Origin of the sequence: Lentibacter algarum (assembly GCF_018860975.1) — a bacterium.
Lineage (GTDB): Bacteria > Pseudomonadota > Alphaproteobacteria > Rhodobacterales > Rhodobacteraceae > Lentibacter > Lentibacter algarum_A.
On record NZ_JAHKQI010000009.1, the window covers coordinates 56,022 to 74,575 of the forward strand.

The following is an 18,554-nucleotide window of genomic DNA, read 5'->3' on the forward strand; positions in this document are numbered from 1 at the left end:
GGATATCATGGCGCACGAAAAAAACCACGACTACCACATTCTCGCACCTTCCGCGTGGCCGCTTCTTGGCGCGCTTGCGGGTTTCATCTTGCTGTTCGGCTCGGTGCTCTATTTTCACGAAGTGACCTCGATCATGATGATCGTCGGCTTCCTGTTCGTCTTCTACGTGATGTTCGGATGGTGGTCTGAGGTGGTGAAAGAAAGCCATGTTGGCGATCACACCCCTGTGGTGCAAATCGGCCTGCGCTACGGCGTTGTCTTGTTCATCATCTCCGAAATCATGTTCTTCGCAGCTTGGTTCTGGACGTTCTTCAAACACGCGATGTATCCGATGGGCCCTGAAAGCCCGCTGGTTGACGGTGTTTGGCCTCCTGCCGGTATCGAAACCTTTGACGCATGGCACTTGCCGCTGATCAACACGCTGATCCTGCTTTGCTCGGGTGCTGCCGCCACATGGGCACACCACGCGATTGCGCATGAAGACAACCGTGAAGACATGAAGTGGGGCCTTGTTATCGCGGTCGCACTGGGCGTCTTGTTCACGATCTTCCAGGCCTATGAATACAGCCACGCGGCCTTTGGTTTCTCAGGAAACATCTATGGCGCGACCTTCTTCATGGCGACAGGCTTTCACGGCTTCCATGTGTTGATCGGTACGATCTTCCTGCTGGTCTGCCTGCTGCGTTTGCAAGCCGGTCACTTCACGCGCGAAAACCACGTCGGCTTTGAAGCGGCAGCATGGTATTGGCACTTTGTTGATGTTGTCTGGCTGTTCCTCTTCGCAGCGGTCTACATCTGGGGCGGTTAAGCCTAGGCCCAAAAGTTAACAAGCGCCCCGCCACACACGCGGGGCGTTTTGCGTTTAAGTCTACTCACCGAGATGTCCCTTGCGCCGCAACCTGCCTTTCCTTGCCCTCACTGCCATTGTCTTGAGCCTGCTTGTCTCGCTCGGAAACTGGCAAGTGCGTAGGCTGGCGGAGAAAACTGCCTACATCGCCGAGATCGAAAGCAAGCTCACCGCCGCACCGGTTGCGCCACCGAAAAATGCCAGGCCCGAGGCGGATCAGTTTACCTCCGTCATTGCCGAAGGTCGCTTTGTTGGCCCCGAGGTTCACATGCTGGTGTCTACCCGCGACTACGGCGCTGGATATCGCATCATTCAGGCCTTCGAGTTTAACAACCGCCGACTGATGGTTGACCGCGGCTACATCCGCCTTGAGAGCAAAGACGCGCCGCGCCCGGCTGTTTACACGACAGTCCTTGGTAACCTCCATTGGCCCTCCGAGCGTGACCAATACACTCCCGAAGATGACGTGCAGGCCAATATCTGGTATGCTCGCGATGTGCCCAAACTTGCCGCCGAGCTTGGTGCCGAGCCATTGCTCATAATCGCCCGTCAAAGCACACCCCGTGACGGCACAATCCTGCCGCTTCCCGTCGACACTTCAAGCATTCCCAACCGACACCTCGAATACATCATCACTTGGTATGGATTGGCGGCAGTTTGGGTGCTAATGACGATTTACTTCCTCACCCGCCGTTCAAGGAAAGGCACCTGATGCGCTATATCTCGACCCGTGGAAAAGCCCCCGAACTCAGCTTTGAGGAGGCCATGCTAACAGGCCTCGCGCGTGATGGAGGGCTATACCTGCCCAAGACCATCCCGACACTAAGCACAGCCGAGATCAAAGCGCTGCACGGCATGCCCTATGAAGAAGCAGCCTTCACGATCATGCGGCCCTTCATTGGTGACACGTTCACAGACGCCGAGTTCAAACAGCTGATCGCGCAGGCCTATGCCGGTTTCAACCACGCCGCGCGTGCGCCGCTTAAGCAGCTCGACAGTGGCCACTTCCTGCTTGAGCTATTTCACGGCCCGACGCTGGCCTTCAAAGACTTCGCCATGCAGCTCATCGGCCAGATGTTCCAAGCCGCGCTGTCGCGTTCGGGCAAACGCATCACCATCGTCGGCGCGACATCGGGCGACACAGGCTCCGCCGCGATCGAAGCCTTCCGCGGGTTGGACAATGTTGATGTTTTCATTCTCTACCCGCACGGCCGCGTTTCAGACGTGCAGCGCCGCCAGATGACCACACCCAGCGAGAGCAACGTTCACGCGCTGGCTGTGACTGGCGACTTTGACGACTGCCAAGCGCGCGTCAAAGACATGTTCAACGACTTTGACTTTCGCGACACAGTCAGCCTTGCAGGTGTCAACTCGATCAACTGGGGCCGCGTTCTGGCGCAGGTGGTTTACTTCTTCACCTCCGCAGTTTCGCTCGGCGCACCGGAGCGCAAAGTCAGCTTCACCGTGCCAACAGGCAACTTCGGTGATATTTTCGCAGGCTACATCGCCAAGCAAATGGGCCTGCCGATTGATCGACTTGTCGTGGCGACAAACCAGAACGACATCCTGCACCGTTGCCTGAGCACTTCGGATTACAAGCCTGACGGCGTCACCCCTTCGATCAGCCCGTCAATGGATATCCAAGTCAGCAGCAATTTTGAGCGCGCATTGTTTGAAGCCTACGGGCGTGACAGTGCCGCCGTAGCGCAGTTGATGGACGAGCTTAAAGCAGGTGGCTTCAAAGTCAGCCAAGGTGCGGCGCAAGCCCTCAGTGAGAGCTACGACAGTGGCCGCTGCTCTGAAGAGGAAACCTCCGCGACCATCGCGCAGGCCATGAAAGCGACTGGCGAGCTTCTCTGCCCGCACTCCGCCGTCGGCGTCAAAGTCGCGAGCGAACACCTGCAAGCCGACACGCCGATGATCACACTGGCAACGGCGCATCCTGCAAAGTTCCCCGACGCAGTTGAGGCCGCATCTGGCGTGCGCCCGCCGCTCCCAGCACACATGCTTGAGCAGTTCTCGCGTGACGAGCGCGTCACCCGTGTCGAGAACGACCTCGCAGAAATCCAAACTCTCATCAAAGATCGGACTCGCAGTTGAGCATCCAAACCCACTCACTTCCCAACGGTTTTCGCATCGTCACCGAACGTATGCCGAGCCTCAAGTCGGCCTCTGTTGGCGTCTGGGTGACGGCAGGCGGGCGCAATGAGCGGGTCGAGCAAAACGGCATCGCCCACTTCCTTGAGCACATGGCGTTCAAAGGCACGGCAAAGCGCAGCTCGCTTGAAATAGCTGAAGTGATCGAGAACGTCGGCGGCTATATCAACGCCTACACCTCGCGCGAGACTACAGCATATTACGCCCGTGTTCTGGCGGAAGATGTAAACCTGTCTATCGACGTGATCGCCGACATCCTGCTCAACCCGCTATTCGAGCAAAAAGAGATCGACGTCGAGCGCGGCGTTATCTTGCAAGAGATCGGCCAAGCGCTTGATACGCCCGATGACGTAATCTTTGACTGGCTCCAAGAACAGAGCTACCCCGATCAGCCCCTTGGCCGCACGATCCTCGGCCCCGCCGAGCGGGTGAACAGCTTTACCGAAGCCGACTTGCGACAGTTCGTCTCCGAGCACTACGGCCCCGGCAACATGATCCTTGCCGCGGCTGGTGACGTGAACCATGATGAGATCGTCGCGCAAGCAACCGAGCTGTTCGGCCATATGCCCGCCTCGCAAAGCCCAAGCGAAACACCCGCATTGTTCCAAGGTGGTGAGCGCCGTGTTGTCAAAGACCTTGAGCAAGCCCATTTTGCCCTCGCCTTTGAAGGCCCGAACTATCGCGACGATGCGATCTTTACAGCACAGCTTTACGCATCCGTTCTGGGCGGCGGCATGTCCTCGCGCCTGTTCCAGGAAGTGCGCGAAAAGCGCGGCCTTTGCTACACTATTTTTGCCCAAGCCGGCGCTTACGGCGACACCGGCATGATGACAATCTACGCCGGAACTTCAGGCGACCAACTTGGCCAACTCGCCGAGGTTACCCTCGCGGAAATGGCGCGTGCAGCAAGCGATATCAACGATAACGAACTTGCCCGCGCCCGTGCGCAGATGAAGGCTGGTATGCTCATGGGCCTTGAGAGCCCCTCAAACCGCGCCGAGCGTCTGGCCCGCATGGTGCAAATCTGGGGCCGCGTGCCTGACATTTCGGAGGTCGTGCAAAAGGTCGAAGCTGTCAGCACAGCCGACGTGCGTGCAATGGCTGCACATATGGCGCGTGATGCGCGCAGCTCGCTAGCGCTTTATGGCCCAGTTGAAAACGCGCCGAGCCTGCAAAACCTGCGCCAGAAGTCTGCCGCATGATGCTGATGCGCGCGCATAAAAAGCTTCGGATCGAGACCGAACGTCTGACCCTGCGCGCACCGCAACATTCCGACTTTATCAGCTGGTCATCTCTGCGCCGCGACTCTGAAGAATATCTCGTTCCGTGGGAGCCCGCCTGGGCGCAAGATCACCTTTCGCGGCGCACCTTTACCAACCGTGTTTACTGGGCGCAGCGCGCGATAAATGGCGAAACCGCGGTGCCTTTGTTCATCTTCCGCCGTGAAGACGAACAGTTGGTTGGCGCCATCACCCTCGATAATATCCGCCGCGGCCCCGCTCAAGCCGCCACTGTCGGCTACTGGACAGGCGAGCCCTATGCCCGGCAAGGCATCATGCGCGAAGCCCTTGTTGCTACCGTTCATCATGCTTTTCATGTGATGGATCTGTCGCGAATAGAGGCCGCGTGCCTACCCGAGAACACGCCCTCTCGCGGGCTGCTAGAGCGCTCGGGCTTCAAATACGAAGGCGTTGCCCAAAGCTATTTGCAGATCGACGGGCGCTGGCGAAATCACGTGCTCTTTGCTGCCCTGCGGATAGACCGACGCGGCAAAACCGATGTAGGCTAACAAGATGTCGCTTTACCCTGCCAACGCCGCCTTTATCAAAGCACTCTCAAGTGTTCTACCAGAAGCCGCCCTGCGTGCTCCCGAACAACGTTACCTCGAAGAGCCGCGTGGCAAATGGAGAGGCAAGGCAGGCATCGTTGCCGCCCCGAGCACAGTCCAAGACGTTGCTGCTGCAATTCGCTGCGCCGCAGAGGCTTGCGTTCCCGTAGTGCCATACGGCGGCGGCACAGGCCTTGTCGGCGCACAAGTTATGCCTGACGGCCCGGCACCCTTGTTGCTCTCGCTTGAACGCATGAACAAGATCCGCGCCATTTACCCTGAAGAGAACGTTGTGATCGCCGAAGCCGGAGCAACGCTGCAGTCGGTTCAAGAGGCCGCCTCCGAGGCAAAGCGCTTGTTTCCCTTGTCGATTGCCTCGCAAGGCACTGCGCAGATCGGCGGCAACCTCGCGACAAATGCAGGCGGCCTCAACGTGCTGCGCTATGGCAATGCGCGTGACCTTTGCCTGGGTTTGGAGGCCGTGCTGCCCAATGGTGATATCTGGCACGGGCTTACCCGCCTACGCAAAGACAACACAGGCTATGACTTACGCAACCTGCTTATTGGCTCTGAAGGCACGCTCGGCGTGATCACCGCTGCTGCGCTCAAACTGTTCCCGAGGCCGGCAAACACTGGCACTGCCGCGTTTGTCGTTCCAAACCCCGCTGCGGCTTTGTCGCTGTTGTCTCTCGCGCGTGAGCAGCTTGGCGAAACCATCAGCGCCTTTGAGCTCATTCACCGCCAAGGCCTTGAGTTCCTGACCGAAAGGCTCCCCGATGTGCGCCAGATGTTCGCCGAACCGCCTGAGTGGTCCGTGCTGATAGATCTTGGATTGCCAGCCGGACTTGATCCGCAAGCCGAGTTCGAGACCCTGTTCGCGCGTGCTCTGGAAGCTGATCTCGTGAGTGACGGGTTGATCGCTCAGAATGCGGCCCAGTCTCAAGCTTTCTGGGCCGTCCGCGAGAGCATTCCGGAAGCCAACCGCCTCGTTGGTGGCTTGTCCAGTCACGATGTTTCGCTGCCCTTGAGCAAACTCGCGGAGTTCATCAAAACCACTGGTGCAGCTCTCGCCGCTCATGGCGACTATCGGATCAATTGCTTCGGCCATCTGGGCGATGGAAACCTGCATTACAACGTCTACCCGGCACTTGGAAAGACGCGTGAAAGCTACGGCGACGCAGCCGCACAAGTGCAGGAAATCACGCATGATATTGCTGTCAGGCTTGGCGGGTCTTTCAGTGCTGAACACGGTGTCGGGCGGCACAAAGTTGACGCACTAGAACACTACGGAGACCCGACACGCCTTGCTGCCATGCGCGCCACAAAGAACGCGCTTGATCCACTCGGAATCATGAACCCCGGTGCCGTTCTGCGCACAGTTTTCTGAAAATCTAAAGCTTAGTTTACGGGCTGTTAACCAACAGAGCGTAAACATGATTCTGCAAGCAGGCGGAGTCACAATGGCTGAAGACTATCATCCTTCTACTCACCCCCCATTCCCTCCATCCACGGAAGATGAACAGGTGTTGTGGCTTCGTCTCTTGCGCTCTCGCCGTGTCGGTATCGCGACGTTTTATCGCCTGCTCGGCGAACATGGCAGCGCCGCTGCAGCGCTTGTTGCATTGCCTGCGCTCGCCCAAAGCACCGGCGTAAGCGGCTATCAGGTTTGCACTGAGGCCGCCGCACGTGACGAGTTGTGTGCAGCTGCCGCCGCTCGTGCCACGATGCTTTGCATCGGCTCTCCAAACTACCCTCGTGCCTTGCTTGATCTATCCGACCCGCCGCCAATTCTTTGGGTGCGCGGCCAGCTTTCGGTGTTCAAACGCGCCGCCATCGGCATGGTCGGAGCGCGCAACGCGTCGTCCTTGGGCGGGCGCACCGCGCGGGCGCTTGCCCGCGGGCTTTCTGAAAAGGGTCAGGTTGTCGTATCCGGCCTTGCCCGCGGGATCGACACTTGCGCCCATATTTCCAGCTTGTCAGGCGGAACAATCGCAGTGCTCGCCGGCGGCGTTGACGTGATCTACCCCGCCGAGAATGCGCAATTGGCCGATGACATCCTTGAACATGGCGCACTGATCTCTGAGCAGCCTATGGGCCTGCGCCCGCAAGCGCGGCATTTCCCACGCCGCAACCGTCTGATTTCCGGCCTCTCCGAGGGTTTGGTTGTCGTCGAGGCCGCGTCCAAATCCGGTAGCCTGATCACCGCCCGCAACGCGCTTGATCAAGGCCGCGAGGTTTTGGCCGTGCCGGGGCATCCGTTTGATGCCCGCGCATCGGGCTGCAATATGTTGATCCGCGACGGGGCCACGCTCGTGCGCTCTAGCGAAGACGTGCTTGAGGCCCTCCAGCCCCTCGCCGAAACACCCGAGGCCGCGCCGGAAGCGGAACTCGCGCTCGACATACCGCCGCCCCCGCCCGAACAACGCGACCTCGCTCAAACCACCAGTCTTCATCAGCAAATCCTTGACCGGCTCGGCCCGTCGCCGCTGCTGGAAGACCAACTCATACGCGATCTGGCCCGCCCTCCACAGGCCGTCACCCCTGTCTTGATCGAGCTTGAACTTGACGGAAAAATCAACCGCGCCGCAGGCGGCATGCTTTCAAAAGAGGTTGAGGAACCCATGCATTAACGGATTGAGACGTTGCAACAAACACGCGCCAAACAGCTCACTTCTCAGGAAAATTCAACTTAGCATCATAAGCCGCATTGACATTCCCTCTCTCGCAATCACATTTTGCGCCGCCAGTCGTGTTTCGGAGTTGAGAGGAATTTTATGCCCGTTGTTGTTGTCGAATCCCCTGCCAAGGCAAAAACCATCAACAAGTATTTGGGTAAGGGCTACACCGTTCTCGCCTCTTACGGGCACGTTCGTGATCTGCCGCCAAAAGACGGGTCAGTCGACACCGACAATGAATTCGAGATGAAGTGGGAGATCGGCTACGACAGCCGCAAGCATGTCAAAGCCATCGCCGATGCTTTGAAAGACGACCCGAACCTCATTCTCGCGACCGACCCTGACCGCGAAGGCGAGGCGATCAGCTGGCACCTTGAAGAGGCTCTGCGCAAACGCAAGGCCATCAAAAAAGACACGCCTGTCAGCCGCGTTGTCTTCAACGCGATCACCAAGGCCGCCGTCACCGAGGCGATGCAAAACCCCCGCGAGATCGATGCGCCGCTGGTTGAGGCCTATCTCGCCCGACGCGCACTTGATTATCTCGTTGGGTTCAACCTTAGCCCGGTGCTCTGGCGCAAATTGCCCGGAGCGCGCTCTGCTGGCCGGGTGCAGTCTGTCTGCTTGCGCCTCATCGTTGAGCGCGAAATGGAGATCGAGGCTTTTAACCCGCAAGAATACTGGACAGTTAAGGCCATGCTCGCGACACCACGCGGGCAGGAATACGAAGCGCGCCTCACTGTTCTCGCTGGCAAGAAGCTTGAAAAGTTCGACATTAGCAACGACACCCAAGCCGAGCTTGCGGTTCAAGCCGTCAACTCGCGCACGCTCAAGGTTGCCTCCGTTGAGGCCAAACCGGCCGCGCGCAACCCGTCCGCGCCCTTCATGACATCGACGCTTCAACAAGAGGCCAGCCGCAAGTTTGGCATGGGCGCGCGAGTCTGCATGAGCACGGCGCAGCGCCTTTATGAGGCCGGACACATCACATATATGCGAACCGATGGCATCGACATGGCGCCCGAAGCCGTGACAGCCACGCGCGACGCTATCAACAGCCGCTATGGCGCAGAGTATGTGCCAAGCGAGCCGCGCATCTATAAGAACAAAGCCAAGAACGCCCAAGAAGCGCACGAATGTATCCGCCCGACCGACCTTAACGCCGACGCAGCAGCCCTCAAACTGCGCGACGCTGACCAAGCCAAGCTCTATGACTTGATCTGGAAGCGCACGCTCGCGTGCCAAATGGCCAGCGCCAAGATGGAGCGCACCACGGTCGACATCGCCTCTGACGATGGCCAAGTCGGGCTGCGCGCCACGGGGCAAGTCGTGTTGTTTGACGGCTTCATGCGCGTCTATGAGGAAGGCCGCGATGACCACGTGGTTGATGACGACGACAAGCGCCTGCCGCAGATTTCCCAAGGTGAGCCCGCTGACAAGAAGTCTGTCAGCCCCGAGCAGCATTTCACCCAGCCGCCGCCGCGCTACACCGAGGCGACGCTCGTGAAGCGCATGGAAGAACTCGGCATCGGTCGCCCCTCAACTTACGCGTCAGTGATCACCACGATCCAAGACCGCGAGTATGTGCGCAAAGACAAAAACCGCCTTTTCCCCGAAGACAAAGGCCGCATTGTCACGATTTTCCTGCTCAACTTCTTTCGCAAGTATGTCGGCTATGAGTTCACAGCCAACCTTGAGGAAGAGCTTGATGATGTTTCGGCGGGCAACCGCAACTATAAGAACGTGCTTGACCGCTTTTGGAAGGACTTCAACGCCGCCATCGCCGAGACATCGGAGTTGCGCATCTCCGCTGTGCTTGATGTGCTTGATGACGCGCTGGCACCGCAGCTTTATCCGCCTAAGGAAGACGGCTCAGACCCGCGCGCTTGCCCCAAGTGTGGCAACGGCCAGTTGCATCTTAAGTCTTCACGTACCGGCGGGTTTGTCGGCTGCGGAAACTACCCCGAGTGCACCTACACCCGCCCGATCGCGGGCGAAGGCGCTGACGGTGACGAACGCGTGCTCGGCGAAGATGCCGGCGACGAGATCTGGCTCAAGTCAGGCCGCTTTGGCCCCTATGTGCAACGCGGAGAGCCGACACCCGAGAACAAAAAGCCGCCGCGTGCCTCGCTCCCGAAAGGCTGGCAGAAAGACGAGATGGACCTGCCAAAGGCCCTCACGCTTCTTTCGTTGCCACGCGAAATCGGCGAGCATCCCGATGGCGGCATGATCAGTTCGAACTTCGGCCGCTTTGGCCCCTATGTCATGCACAAACTGCCCGATGACGCCAAGCCGACCTACGCCAACCTCAAAGACCCGAACGATGTGTTCGAGCTCGGGATGAACCGCGCCGTTGAACTGCTCGCTGAAAAACGCGCCAACCCGGGTCGTGGCCGCTCTGCGGCTGCCAAGCCGCTCAAAGAGCTGGGCGAACACCCCGACAGCGGCGGGCCCGTCAACGTGATGGACGGCCGCTATGGCCCCTATGTAAAATGGGAAAAGGTTAACGCGACCATCCCGAAAGATGTCGAAGCTGCTGACGTGACAATGGCGCAGGCTGTGGAGTGGATCGCCGAGAAGGCGGCCAAAGGCGGCAAGAAAAAGCCTGCCGCAAAGAAGAAGGCCGCTCCAAAGAAGAAAGCAGCAGCTAAAAAACCGGCAGCAAAGAAACCGGCAGCAAAGAAAACAACGGCTAAAAAACCGGCCGCAGAGTGACCGGTTGAGCACGTTATTGCCAGCGCACAAAAACGTGAGTTCCTGACAGCTCGCAAAAGTGCTTTTACATTGGCAAATACCAACCTTCATAAGGCCAGAACAATGTTAGCTAAATCTGTCTCCCGTCGTTCTCTTCTTTTGGGAGCAAGCGCCGCCCTCGCAATGCCAGCCGTTGCACGCGCGAACACCGACGGGCAAGCAACGCCCCAAGCTGGAGCAGAGCGCCACAACATTTCCAGCTTCAAGACCCAGCAGTGGAGTGATCATTTCGAGACACTCGGCAACGGCGCCATTGTCTGCGACACGGTCTCACGGGCGCTTCACTACTGGGCCCCGAATGGCTCTGACTATCGCATTTATCCAACATCGGTTCCCAGAACCGAAGAGCTGACCAAACGCGGCTACACCAAGATCGTGCGCAAGAAAGTCGGGCCCAGCTGGACACCGACAGCCTCAATGCGAGAGCGCTTCCCCGACTGGAAGCCTGTTGCAGGCGGTGCGCCCGAAAACCCCCTCGGCACACATGCGCTCTATCTCGACTGGCCCGCCTATCTCATTCACGGCACCCACGACACCCGCAAGATAGGCCGCCCGTCCTCTGATGGTTGTATTGGCCTCTACAACGAAAAAATCGCAGAACTGTTCGCGCTGGCGCAAGTCGGCACACAGGTGCGGCTGATCTAGGCACCGTTTTCTAGCCTACGTAGAAACCCCCTCGTGATTGACTCTGCTTGCCTGCCGCGCCACAACTCAGGCAACGTATCTTCAAGGGAGTTCTCCATGAAAAAAGTCTATGGTTCCGCAACTGAGGCGCTCGACGGGCTGCTGCACGACGGCATGTTCATCGCCTCGGGCGGTTTCGGCCTTTGCGGCATCCCAGAGTTGTTGCTACAGGCGATCAAAGACGCCGGCACAAAGGATCTTACCTTTGCGTCTAACAACGCAGGTGTTGACGACTTCGGTATCGGTATTTTGCTGCAAACCAAGCAAGTCAAGAAAATGATCAGCTCATATGTCGGCGAGAACGCCGAGTTTATGCGCCAGTATCTGTCTGGCGAGCTTGAGCTTGAGTTCAACCCGCAAGGCACGCTCGCCGAGCGCATGCGCTCCGGTGGTTGCGGCATTCCCGGGTTTTACACCAAAACAGGTGTTGGCACGGTGATCGCAGAAGGCAAAGAGCACAAAGACTTCCCGACTGGCCCAAATGGTGAAGCCGAGACTTACATCATGGAAACAGGCTTGTTTGCTGACCTTGCCATTGTGAAAGCATGGAAGGCCGACGCGACAGGCAACCTTGTGTTCCGCAAAACCGCGCGCAACTTCAACCCGCCTGCTGCCATGTGTGGCAAGACCTGCGTTGTCGAAGTTGAAGAGATTGTGCCGACAGGCTCGCTTGACCCTGACAGCATTCACCTGCCCGGCATCTATGTGCATCGCATCATCCAAGGGGATCACGAGAAGCGCATCGAGCAACGCACAGTGAGGAGCGCATAATATGTGGGATCGCAATCAAATGGCGGCACGCGCCGCGCAAGAGCTGCAAGACGGCTGGTATGTTAACCTCGGCATCGGCATTCCGACGCTGGTGAGCAACTACATCCCTGACGGCGTTGAAGTGACGCTACAATCAGAGAACGGTATGCTCGGCATGGGGCCTTTCCCCATCGACGGTGAGGAAGACGCCGACCTGATCAATGCCGGCAAGCAGACCATCACCGAACTGCCGCAGACTGCGTATTTTGACAGTGCACAAAGCTTCGGCATGATCCGTGGTGGCAAGATCGCTATGGCCATCCTCGGCGCGATGGAAGTTGCCGAAAATGGCGACCTCGCGAACTGGATGATCCCAGGCAAGCTCGTTAAAGGCATGGGCGGCGCGATGGATCTTGTTGCGGGTGTTGGGCGTGTTGTTGTGGTCATGGATCACACAAACAAGCACGGCGACAGCAAAGTTCTCAAAGAATGCACCCTGCCGCTGACCGGCCAGAAAGTTGTCGATCGCATCATCACCAACCTCGGTGTGCTGGATGTTGTCGAAGGCGGCCTTAAAATTGTTGAGCTGGCTGACGGTGTTTCAGAAGAAGAAATGCGTTCAAGCACGCAAGCAACGCTGGTTTAAACCACGTTTTCAAACAACAGAGCGGGCTACTTCGGTGGCCCGTTTTCTTTTTTGTTTCGCCCTTCGCAACAAATCCATAAAATTGCCCGAATTGATACGTAAATCGGCGAGCAATGACTATGAGCAGTGACATACCCTTGAGCGCCCCCGCTAAGGCCAGCACCCGCAACCGCGACATCTTGTTGCTCGGCGGGCTGTTTGTGCTTGTGCTGATTGGCCTCGCCTCCCTCGCCGCCGCAACTGGCTGGGAAGAGACGATGACGCAGCTCAAAAAGCTCGGCTTCCTGCAGCTCCTCGCCCTTCTGGCGCTTAGCCTCGTCAACTACTTTTTTCGCGGCTTCCGTTGGCATTTTTTCACAACCCGACTCGGCCTTGGCACCACACTCGGCCAAAACTTGCGGCATTTCATCGGCGGCTTCGCCATGTCAGCAACACCCGGCCGTGTGGGCGAGCTTATTCGCATGCGCTGGCTCAAGCGCGAAACGGGCTGGAGCTTTGAGCGCACCGCGCCGCTTGTGCTGGTTGATCGCGCATCAGACCTCGCGGCAATGGCGCTGATCCTTGGTTTCTCACTCTTGTTCTCCGGAAGCATGATCCGCTTTGGCATCCCTGTCACATTGCTCGCACTCACAGGCGCTATTCTGGTGACACGCCCGACATTGCTCTCTTTCACCGCTAAGCGGTTTTACAAAGCCACAGGGTTGTTCCCGCGTTTCATGGCCCGCATTCGCCGTGCGGCGCGATCACTTCGTATGTTTTCAGGTGCGAGCACCCTAGCCGCTGCCACCGTCCTCGGCCTCATCGGATGGCTCGCGGAGGGCTATGCGTTCTGGCTTTTGCTCATGTGGATGCAAGCCGACATCGGGTTCGCGATGGCCGTGCTGATCTTCGTTTTTTCAACGCTCGCTGGCGGCCTCACAGGCGCGCCGGGCGGCATCGGCGGCGCTGAGGCCGCAATGGTTGCGCTCTTGCTGGTCGAGGGCGTGCCGCTCGAAGTCGCGTTGCCAGCAACCGCCGTCATCCGCTTCACAACCCTATGGTTCGCAATTCTTTTGGGCCTCGGTGTGTTCCCATACGCCGAAACCAAATCACTAAGAAGCAAAGGAGCGCACTGATGCGCTGGAATGAAATGTCCTACTCTGGTTGGGGCCGCGCGCTTCAAGCCACAGGCGAAGTCGCTCGCCCCGAACGTAGCAAAGCGGTCGAAGCCGCAGCACCCGTGCCTGCTATTGGCAACCGCCGCTCATATGGCGATGCATGCACAAACAACGGCGGCCGCGCTGTTGAAATGTCACGCCTTGATCGCGTGCTGTCATTTAACGCCGAAACCGGATTGGTCGAGGCCGAGGCCGGCATGCCCATTGGCGAGCTTGCGCGCTTGTTCGCGCCTTTAGGCTGGATGCCCGCCGTCATGCCCGGCACAGGCTTTGCGACTGTCGGCGGATGCATCGCTATGGATGTGCACGGCAAGAACCACCATGTCGACGGCTCATTTGGTGCCCATGTCACCGCGATCAGACTCGTCACAAACGGCAGGCCAAAGACCATCACGCCAAAGAACAAAGCCTTGTTCACAGCAACCCTCGGGGGCCTCGGCCAAACCGGCATAATCCTGTCGGCAACGCTGCAAATGAAGCGCTGCGACGGTCGCGGCATGGAAGTCACCGAGCAACGCGCCGAGAACTGGGAAGAGCATATCGCCCTGCTCGCGTCGTCAAACGCGCCCTATACTGTCGGCTGGCTTGACGCGACGGCCAAGGGCAGCAAGCTCGGGCGTGGCATTGTTGAAGAAGCGATCACCACCGCAGTTGAACCTCAAAGCTCGCCCGCAGGTGCAAGCAAGTCTGTGCCGTTCAACTTCCCCCGCATCACGCTGTCAAAGGCGATCGTGCGCGGTTTTAACAAGGCGTATTACTTGCGCATCCGCGACGGTGGTCAGACCCGCATCAAACCGCTGGAGGAGTTTTTCTTCCCGCTTGATGGCATACACAACTGGAACCGTCTCTATGGCAAACAAGGCTTTCACCAGTTTCAATGCGTCGTGCCTGACGATAGCTTGGACGCGCTTAAAGCCATGGTCGAGAAGATCGCTGGTAGCGGCCTCGCCTCTCCCCTCGCCGTGCTCAAACGCATGGGGCCTGACGCTTCGGGCATCATGTCTTTCCCTATGCAAGGCTACACCCTCGCGGTTGATTTTCGCGAAAGCCCCAAGGCGCGCAAGCTGATTGCCGAGCTCAATGAAGACACGCTGAAGGCTGGCGGACGGATTTACTTCGCCAAAGACAGCCTTGCGACTGAAGAACAAGCCAAAGCCATGTATCCTGACTGGCGCAAATGGGCGGCGGAGGCCAATAAGGCCGACCCAAGCAAAGCCCTTGAAACTGACCTGACCCGCCGCCTTGGCCTGAGGAGTGAATGATATGAGTGAAACATGGATCATCCTGGGCGCGAGTTCGTCAATGGCGCGCAACTTTACCCGCCGCTTGGCTGAAGAGGGCCACGCGCTCATCCTCACCGGCCGTGACAAGGACGACCTTGCTCGCCTGTCAGCCGATTGCCTGGCGCGCGGCGCAGCCCATTGCGAAAGCTTTATGATCGACGCGCGTGATGCCAAGAGCTTCACCCCGATCATCAGCAAAGCCGGCCTTGTTGACGGCACGCTCTCTTGCGCAATGTTCATTGGCTCTATGCCCGATCAATCAGAAATCGACGCCGACCCAAGCCTCATCGACGGCGTGATCGCCGACAGCTTCACTGGCCCGGCGCGGTTCTTGCAACTGCTCGCGCCATTAATGGAAGAGCGCGGCAGCGGCACTATTGTGGGTGTCGGGTCTGTCGCAGGCGACCGTGGCCGCCTTGGCAATTACGTCTACGGCGCCGCCAAAGCCGGCTTCGCGACTTACCTCTCGGGCCTGCGCAACCGCATGGGCCGCGAGGGTGTTCATGTGATGACCGTCAAACCCGGCCCGGTCGACACTGCAATGACATGGGGCCTCGGCAAACAACCGTTTATGACAACCCCTGAAGGCGTCTCCAACGACATCTTCAAAGGCCTGCGCAAAAAGCGCAATGTTGTCTACACAGCGGGTATCTGGTGGTTGGTGATGATGGTCATCCGCAACATCCCCGAGCCGATCTTCAAGAAGATGTCGATCTAGCCGCCCTAAAACCCAAGCCACTTTGCCCAAAGCCCAGCCGCGTAAAACATCAGCGACAGGGTGATCATAATCAGCCCGAGGCCGCGTTTGTCGCGCAGGGCAAAAACGATCGGGTCATAGTCTTGCTTGCCGTAGTAACCAAGGCGCACCATGCGCCAGAGCCACGCGGCAAGCGGAACCATTGCAAACCACAGGAACCAGCGATCAGGATAAAGCGCCACGGCCTGCGCACTTAGAGTGTAAAAATAAAACACCACCAAAGCCGCGATCATGCTGACAATCGCGAAGTTCAAAAGCTTTCCTCGGTCAAGCCTTCCGTATCCCCGCCCCGGCAAGTGATCATCAGTCTTCGCCAAGGTCAGTTCGGTCAGCCGCTTGACTGCACCGAGCGTCAGAAACACCGGAAAGATGAAAAACAGCATCGCGCCGGAGACTTCGACCTGCGCCGCCGCCGCACCAGCAACCACGCGCACAGTATAAAGCGAGCCGAGCATAAATATGTCGACCCAACGCATCCGCTTGAGGCGCATCGAGTAGGCGACCGAGACAAACACATATAATACTGTCACCGCCAGAAACTTCGGCCCGAGATAAGCGCCAACACCAAGTGCAATGCAAACCAGCAACAAACCTGTCAACATTCCCACACTCAAAGGCACCGTGCCGCAGGCAAAGGGGCGCTTGCATTTCTTCGGGTGCAGCCTGTCAGCTTCCAGATCAAGCAAGTCATTGACCACATAAATACTTGAAGCCGCCGCCGAGAAAGCCACCATGCCCAACAGCGCCATCATCAGAGAGCCGCCATCAAAGCGGTGCGCAGCCAGCAAAGGCAACAACAGCAGGATATTCTTAACCCACTGATGCGGGCGGATCGCCTTGAGCAGGCTCTTAACCTGCCAGCCAGAATCGCGCATTTGCAGCGGCCCGCTGGTTTCACTGACAACATCAACACCGTATTGCGCAGCCAAAGCATGCGCCAACTTAGGCTCGTTCTCTTCAGCTAGCGCAACACTGTCGCCTGCTGCCTTGGCCTTGTTCATCCGTGCGAGCATTTCGCTATCGACTGGCAACAAGTCGGCGCGCAACTCAACACCTTCAACCCGCTTGCCACTAATCAGCGATCCCAGAGTTGCAACAGGTGCTTGACCAAACGCCGCCCAAAAATATTCTAGCCGGGGGCTTGTGCGCAGCAAGCCGTCTTTCAACGCGAAAACCGTAACCTTTGACATGTTCACTTCTCAGCTTTTGCAAGTTTCACATTAAAGACGCAGCCGTCCGAGGCAAGCTCGGGCGGTGTCAGGCACAGGCCACGCGCGGTTTTGAACGCGGCAAGCACCTTGGGCACATAATCCCGAGTTTCTGCATAGTCAGGAACACCGCCGTGTTTCTTCACAGCGTTCTCACCAGCATTATAGCTGGCCAGCGTCAGGATGGGGTCATTGCCCCATTGCTTCATCAAGACGTTCAGGTAGGCAACGCCACCTTTGATATTCTGCGAAGGCTTCAACCGGTCTTCAACTCCAAAGCGCTTGGCCGCTGGCGGCATAAGCTGCATCAGCCCTTGGGCACCGGCCTTGCTCACAGCATCAACGCGCCCGCCGCTTTCAATCGCGATGACTGCCAGCACCAGGGCTGGAGAAACATTGGTGCCGATCGTTTCACGCAAAATGTCAGCCCCGTGCTTGGCAGCAATTTCCTGCATCACTTGCAAGCGTGGCGAGGTAACGTTCTTACCGCCAGGGCCGTTATCAAGCAAAATGAGGGCTGGCCGCAGCCGCCCCGGCCCGCTCTCCGCGATCTTCGGTGAGACTTTATCCCAGAACCATGCATAATGCGCTGCACTTTTTGCGGGCTTTGCTCCGCTCTCGGCCGGTTTCGCCACTTTGGGCGCAGTTGGTGCACCTAGAGTCGAGCTCTTGCCGCGCTGCCGCTCGAGGTCTTCAGGTGTGATCTGAATGGTAATGCGCTTCTTCTTACTGCCCGAGCTCGGGGGTTTCACGCTTTTGAACGTGAACGAGCGAAACGGCGCAGGTTCGTCTGCAGCCGCCGGAACAGCACTTATCAGTGCCACCAGTGAGTATTTTAATAGGCGCCGCATGTTTTCCTGCGTTCTGCTCTGCCTCGGTTATTCTGAATATATCGCAGAATCCGCGCCAAAGCGCTAGCGAAAGCCTGAATTTGTGCCACATTTGATGCGATTTTGGCTCGTTTTCTACGCCGAAAAGGCAAAAAAGAAAAAATTCAAAAAAGATTTTTATTTATTTTCAACTGGATAACACCGTTATGTCACTCTTCTTGGAAATACTCAAAAAATGCTCAAATCGCGCCCAATTCTCGCCCAATTCCGAGGGCTATATATGTTCATACCAAGTCGACGATGGGTCACAGAGAGAGCGGCCCACTCAACCACCGGCTCGGTTTTGTAAACACTTAAAGATCCTTTGGAGGGACCTACCATGATGAAATTTATCAAAAACTTCCGTAAAGACGAAGACGGCGCCGTAACAGTTGACTGGGTTGTTCTTACAGCCGCGGTTGTTGGCCTTGCAGTAGCTGCATACTCGTCAATCCAAACCGGTGCAGAAGACCTTACTTCACGCACAAACGACTTCATGGGTAGCCAAGACCCAGGTTCATTCAACTAAGTTGAGTTGACCGCCGCATCGCCTTACGGGCGGTGCGGCATTTTCGCGTTTACCAGAACGCATATGTCCAAGACATGTTTTCCAAGGAAGGCCAAGTAATGCTGCACACTATCAAACGGTTCTTCAAACAAGATGACGGCGCTGTTACTGTTGACTGGGTTGTTCTGTCTGCCGCAGTTGTCGGCCTTATGGCTGCCGGATACGGCGCGATGAAAGAAGGCACGACTGATCTCGCAGATGGCACCGAAGAATACATGAGTTCGGTTGAAGTCGGTAACTTCTGATCATCTACCCACACTACGGAACGTCTTGGAACCGCTGTAACACTCAGCGGTTTCTTTGCATTCAGAGGTGTGAAACCCTTAAAACACCATAGCACCACCATGAAGCTGCCATATTTTCATGCCATGTTTCTC

General features: G+C 57.7%; 18 protein-coding genes. 16 read left to right on the top strand and 2 right to left on the bottom strand.

The annotated features are described in order from the left end of the window. Positions 1 to 7 precede the first annotated feature (7 nt). From KO498_RS14145 to KO498_RS14210, 14 genes are all read left to right on the top strand, one after another. The gene (locus KO498_RS14145) at positions 8 to 808 is read left to right on the top strand and encodes a cytochrome c oxidase subunit 3 (protein WP_215960581.1); all 801 of its coding nucleotides are present in this window, start codon (positions 8 to 10) and stop codon (positions 806 to 808) included. Positions 809 to 887: 79 nt separating this feature from the next. Further along, the gene (locus tag KO498_RS14150; RefSeq protein WP_215960582.1) at positions 888 to 1,559 is read left to right on the top strand and encodes an SURF1 family protein; all 672 of its coding nucleotides are present in this window, start codon (positions 888 to 890) and stop codon (positions 1,557 to 1,559) included. Beyond that, positions 1,559 to 2,947 (top strand): threonine synthase, encoded by a 1,389-nt coding sequence (thrC, locus tag KO498_RS14155; RefSeq protein WP_215960583.1) that lies wholly within the window; start codon positions 1,559 to 1,561, stop codon positions 2,945 to 2,947. The genes KO498_RS14150 and thrC overlap by 1 nt, the downstream gene beginning before the upstream one ends. Then, positions 2,944 to 4,206, top strand: a complete 1,263-nt coding sequence (locus tag KO498_RS14160; RefSeq protein ID WP_215960584.1) for a M16 family metallopeptidase — start codon at positions 2,944 to 2,946, stop codon at positions 4,204 to 4,206. The genes thrC and KO498_RS14160 overlap by 4 nt, the downstream gene beginning before the upstream one ends. Further along, positions 4,203 to 4,793 carry a GNAT family N-acetyltransferase gene (locus tag KO498_RS14165; RefSeq protein ID WP_436835941.1) on the top strand — a complete coding sequence of 197 codons (591 nt, stop codon included), beginning with the start codon at positions 4,203 to 4,205 and terminating at the stop codon, positions 4,791 to 4,793. The genes KO498_RS14160 and KO498_RS14165 overlap by 4 nt, the downstream gene beginning before the upstream one ends. 4 nt (positions 4,794 to 4,797) lie before the next feature. Continuing rightward, positions 4,798 to 6,219 (top strand): FAD-binding oxidoreductase, encoded by a 1,422-nt coding sequence (locus tag KO498_RS14170; protein ID WP_215960585.1) that lies wholly within the window; start codon positions 4,798 to 4,800, stop codon positions 6,217 to 6,219. A gap of 73 nt (positions 6,220 to 6,292) precedes the next feature. Then, positions 6,293 to 7,462, top strand: a complete 1,170-nt coding sequence (dprA, locus tag KO498_RS14175; RefSeq protein WP_215960788.1) for a DNA-processing protein DprA — start codon at positions 6,293 to 6,295, stop codon at positions 7,460 to 7,462. Between the two features lie 144 nt (positions 7,463 to 7,606). Further along, positions 7,607 to 10,216 (top strand): type I DNA topoisomerase, encoded by a 2,610-nt coding sequence (gene topA, locus KO498_RS14180; protein WP_215960586.1) that lies wholly within the window; start codon positions 7,607 to 7,609, stop codon positions 10,214 to 10,216. Positions 10,217 to 10,318: 102 nt separating this feature from the next. After that, positions 10,319 to 10,900, top strand: a complete 582-nt coding sequence (locus KO498_RS14185) for a L,D-transpeptidase (RefSeq protein WP_215960587.1) — start codon at positions 10,319 to 10,321, stop codon at positions 10,898 to 10,900. Between the two features lie 96 nt (positions 10,901 to 10,996). Continuing rightward, on the top strand, positions 10,997 to 11,710 hold the full coding sequence (locus KO498_RS14190) for a CoA transferase subunit A (RefSeq protein WP_215960588.1): 714 nt from the start codon (positions 10,997 to 10,999) through the stop codon (positions 11,708 to 11,710). A 1-nt stretch (position 11,711) separates the two neighbouring features. Beyond that, positions 11,712 to 12,335 (top strand): 3-oxoacid CoA-transferase subunit B, encoded by a 624-nt coding sequence (locus tag KO498_RS14195; RefSeq protein WP_215960589.1) that lies wholly within the window; start codon positions 11,712 to 11,714, stop codon positions 12,333 to 12,335. A gap of 119 nt (positions 12,336 to 12,454) precedes the next feature. Beyond that, a complete protein-coding gene (locus KO498_RS14200; RefSeq protein WP_252731460.1) occupies positions 12,455 to 13,450 on the top strand; it encodes a lysylphosphatidylglycerol synthase transmembrane domain-containing protein in 996 nt (331 codons plus the stop codon). Further along, positions 13,450 to 14,754 carry an FAD-binding oxidoreductase gene (locus KO498_RS14205; protein WP_215960591.1) on the top strand — a complete coding sequence of 435 codons (1,305 nt, stop codon included), beginning with the start codon at positions 13,450 to 13,452 and terminating at the stop codon, positions 14,752 to 14,754. Before KO498_RS14200 ends, KO498_RS14205 begins: the two co-directional genes overlap by 1 nt. A 1-nt stretch (position 14,755) precedes the next feature. Beyond that, on the top strand, positions 14,756 to 15,493 hold the full coding sequence (locus KO498_RS14210) for an SDR family NAD(P)-dependent oxidoreductase (RefSeq protein ID WP_215960592.1): 738 nt from the start codon (positions 14,756 to 14,758) through the stop codon (positions 15,491 to 15,493). Between the two features lie 5 nt (positions 15,494 to 15,498). Here KO498_RS14210 and KO498_RS14215 read toward each other — a convergent pair whose 3' ends face one another. Both KO498_RS14215 and KO498_RS14220 read right to left on the bottom strand, forming a co-directional pair. Then, complete coding sequence (locus KO498_RS14215; RefSeq protein ID WP_215960593.1) at positions 15,499 to 16,722, bottom strand: UbiA family prenyltransferase; 1,224 nt, start codon at positions 16,720 to 16,722, stop codon at positions 15,499 to 15,501. Between the two features lie 2 nt (positions 16,723 to 16,724). Beyond that, positions 16,725 to 17,591 carry a lytic transglycosylase domain-containing protein gene (locus KO498_RS14220; RefSeq protein ID WP_215960594.1) on the bottom strand — a complete coding sequence of 289 codons (867 nt, stop codon included), beginning with the start codon at positions 17,589 to 17,591 and terminating at the stop codon, positions 16,725 to 16,727. A 358-nt stretch (positions 17,592 to 17,949) separates the two neighbouring features. Between KO498_RS14220 and KO498_RS14225 the strand changes: the two genes are divergently transcribed. Both KO498_RS14225 and KO498_RS14230 read left to right on the top strand, forming a co-directional pair. After that, positions 17,950 to 18,138, top strand: coding sequence for a Flp family type IVb pilin (locus KO498_RS14225; protein ID WP_215960595.1), 189 nt, complete (start codon positions 17,950 to 17,952; stop codon positions 18,136 to 18,138). Positions 18,139 to 18,236: 98 nt separating this feature from the next. Continuing rightward, a complete protein-coding gene (locus KO498_RS14230) occupies positions 18,237 to 18,422 on the top strand; it encodes a Flp family type IVb pilin (RefSeq protein WP_215960596.1) in 186 nt (61 codons plus the stop codon). Positions 18,423 to 18,554 lie beyond the last annotated feature (132 nt).

Coding starts and splice junctions, on each gene's coding strand:
- KO498_RS14210 (WP_215960592.1), top strand. CDS start 14,756: ATGAGTGAAACATGGATCATCCTGGGCGCGAGTTCGTCAATGGCGCGC.
- KO498_RS14170 (WP_215960585.1), top strand. CDS start 4,798: ATGTCGCTTTACCCTGCCAACGCCGCCTTTATCAAAGCACTCTCAAGT.
- KO498_RS14230 (WP_215960596.1), top strand. CDS start 18,237: ATGCTGCACACTATCAAACGGTTCTTCAAACAAGATGACGGCGCTGTT.
- KO498_RS14185 (WP_215960587.1), top strand. CDS start 10,319: ATGTTAGCTAAATCTGTCTCCCGTCGTTCTCTTCTTTTGGGAGCAAGC.
- KO498_RS14195 (WP_215960589.1), top strand. CDS start 11,712: ATGTGGGATCGCAATCAAATGGCGGCACGCGCCGCGCAAGAGCTGCAA.
- KO498_RS14205 (WP_215960591.1), top strand. CDS start 13,450: ATGCGCTGGAATGAAATGTCCTACTCTGGTTGGGGCCGCGCGCTTCAA.
- KO498_RS14225 (WP_215960595.1), top strand. CDS start 17,950: ATGATGAAATTTATCAAAAACTTCCGTAAAGACGAAGACGGCGCCGTA.
- KO498_RS14190 (WP_215960588.1), top strand. CDS start 10,997: ATGAAAAAAGTCTATGGTTCCGCAACTGAGGCGCTCGACGGGCTGCTG.
- KO498_RS14220 (WP_215960594.1), bottom strand. CDS start 17,591: ATGCGGCGCCTATTAAAATACTCACTGGTGGCACTGATAAGTGCTGTT.
- dprA (WP_215960788.1), top strand. CDS start 6,293: ATGGCTGAAGACTATCATCCTTCTACTCACCCCCCATTCCCTCCATCC.
- KO498_RS14200 (WP_252731460.1), top strand. CDS start 12,455: ATGAGCAGTGACATACCCTTGAGCGCCCCCGCTAAGGCCAGCACCCGC.
- thrC (WP_215960583.1), top strand. CDS start 1,559: ATGCGCTATATCTCGACCCGTGGAAAAGCCCCCGAACTCAGCTTTGAG.
- KO498_RS14215 (WP_215960593.1), bottom strand. CDS start 16,722: ATGTCAAAGGTTACGGTTTTCGCGTTGAAAGACGGCTTGCTGCGCACA.
- KO498_RS14145 (WP_215960581.1), top strand. CDS start 8: ATGGCGCACGAAAAAAACCACGACTACCACATTCTCGCACCTTCCGCG.
- topA (WP_215960586.1), top strand. CDS start 7,607: ATGCCCGTTGTTGTTGTCGAATCCCCTGCCAAGGCAAAAACCATCAAC.
- KO498_RS14165 (WP_436835941.1), top strand. CDS start 4,203: ATGATGCTGATGCGCGCGCATAAAAAGCTTCGGATCGAGACCGAACGT.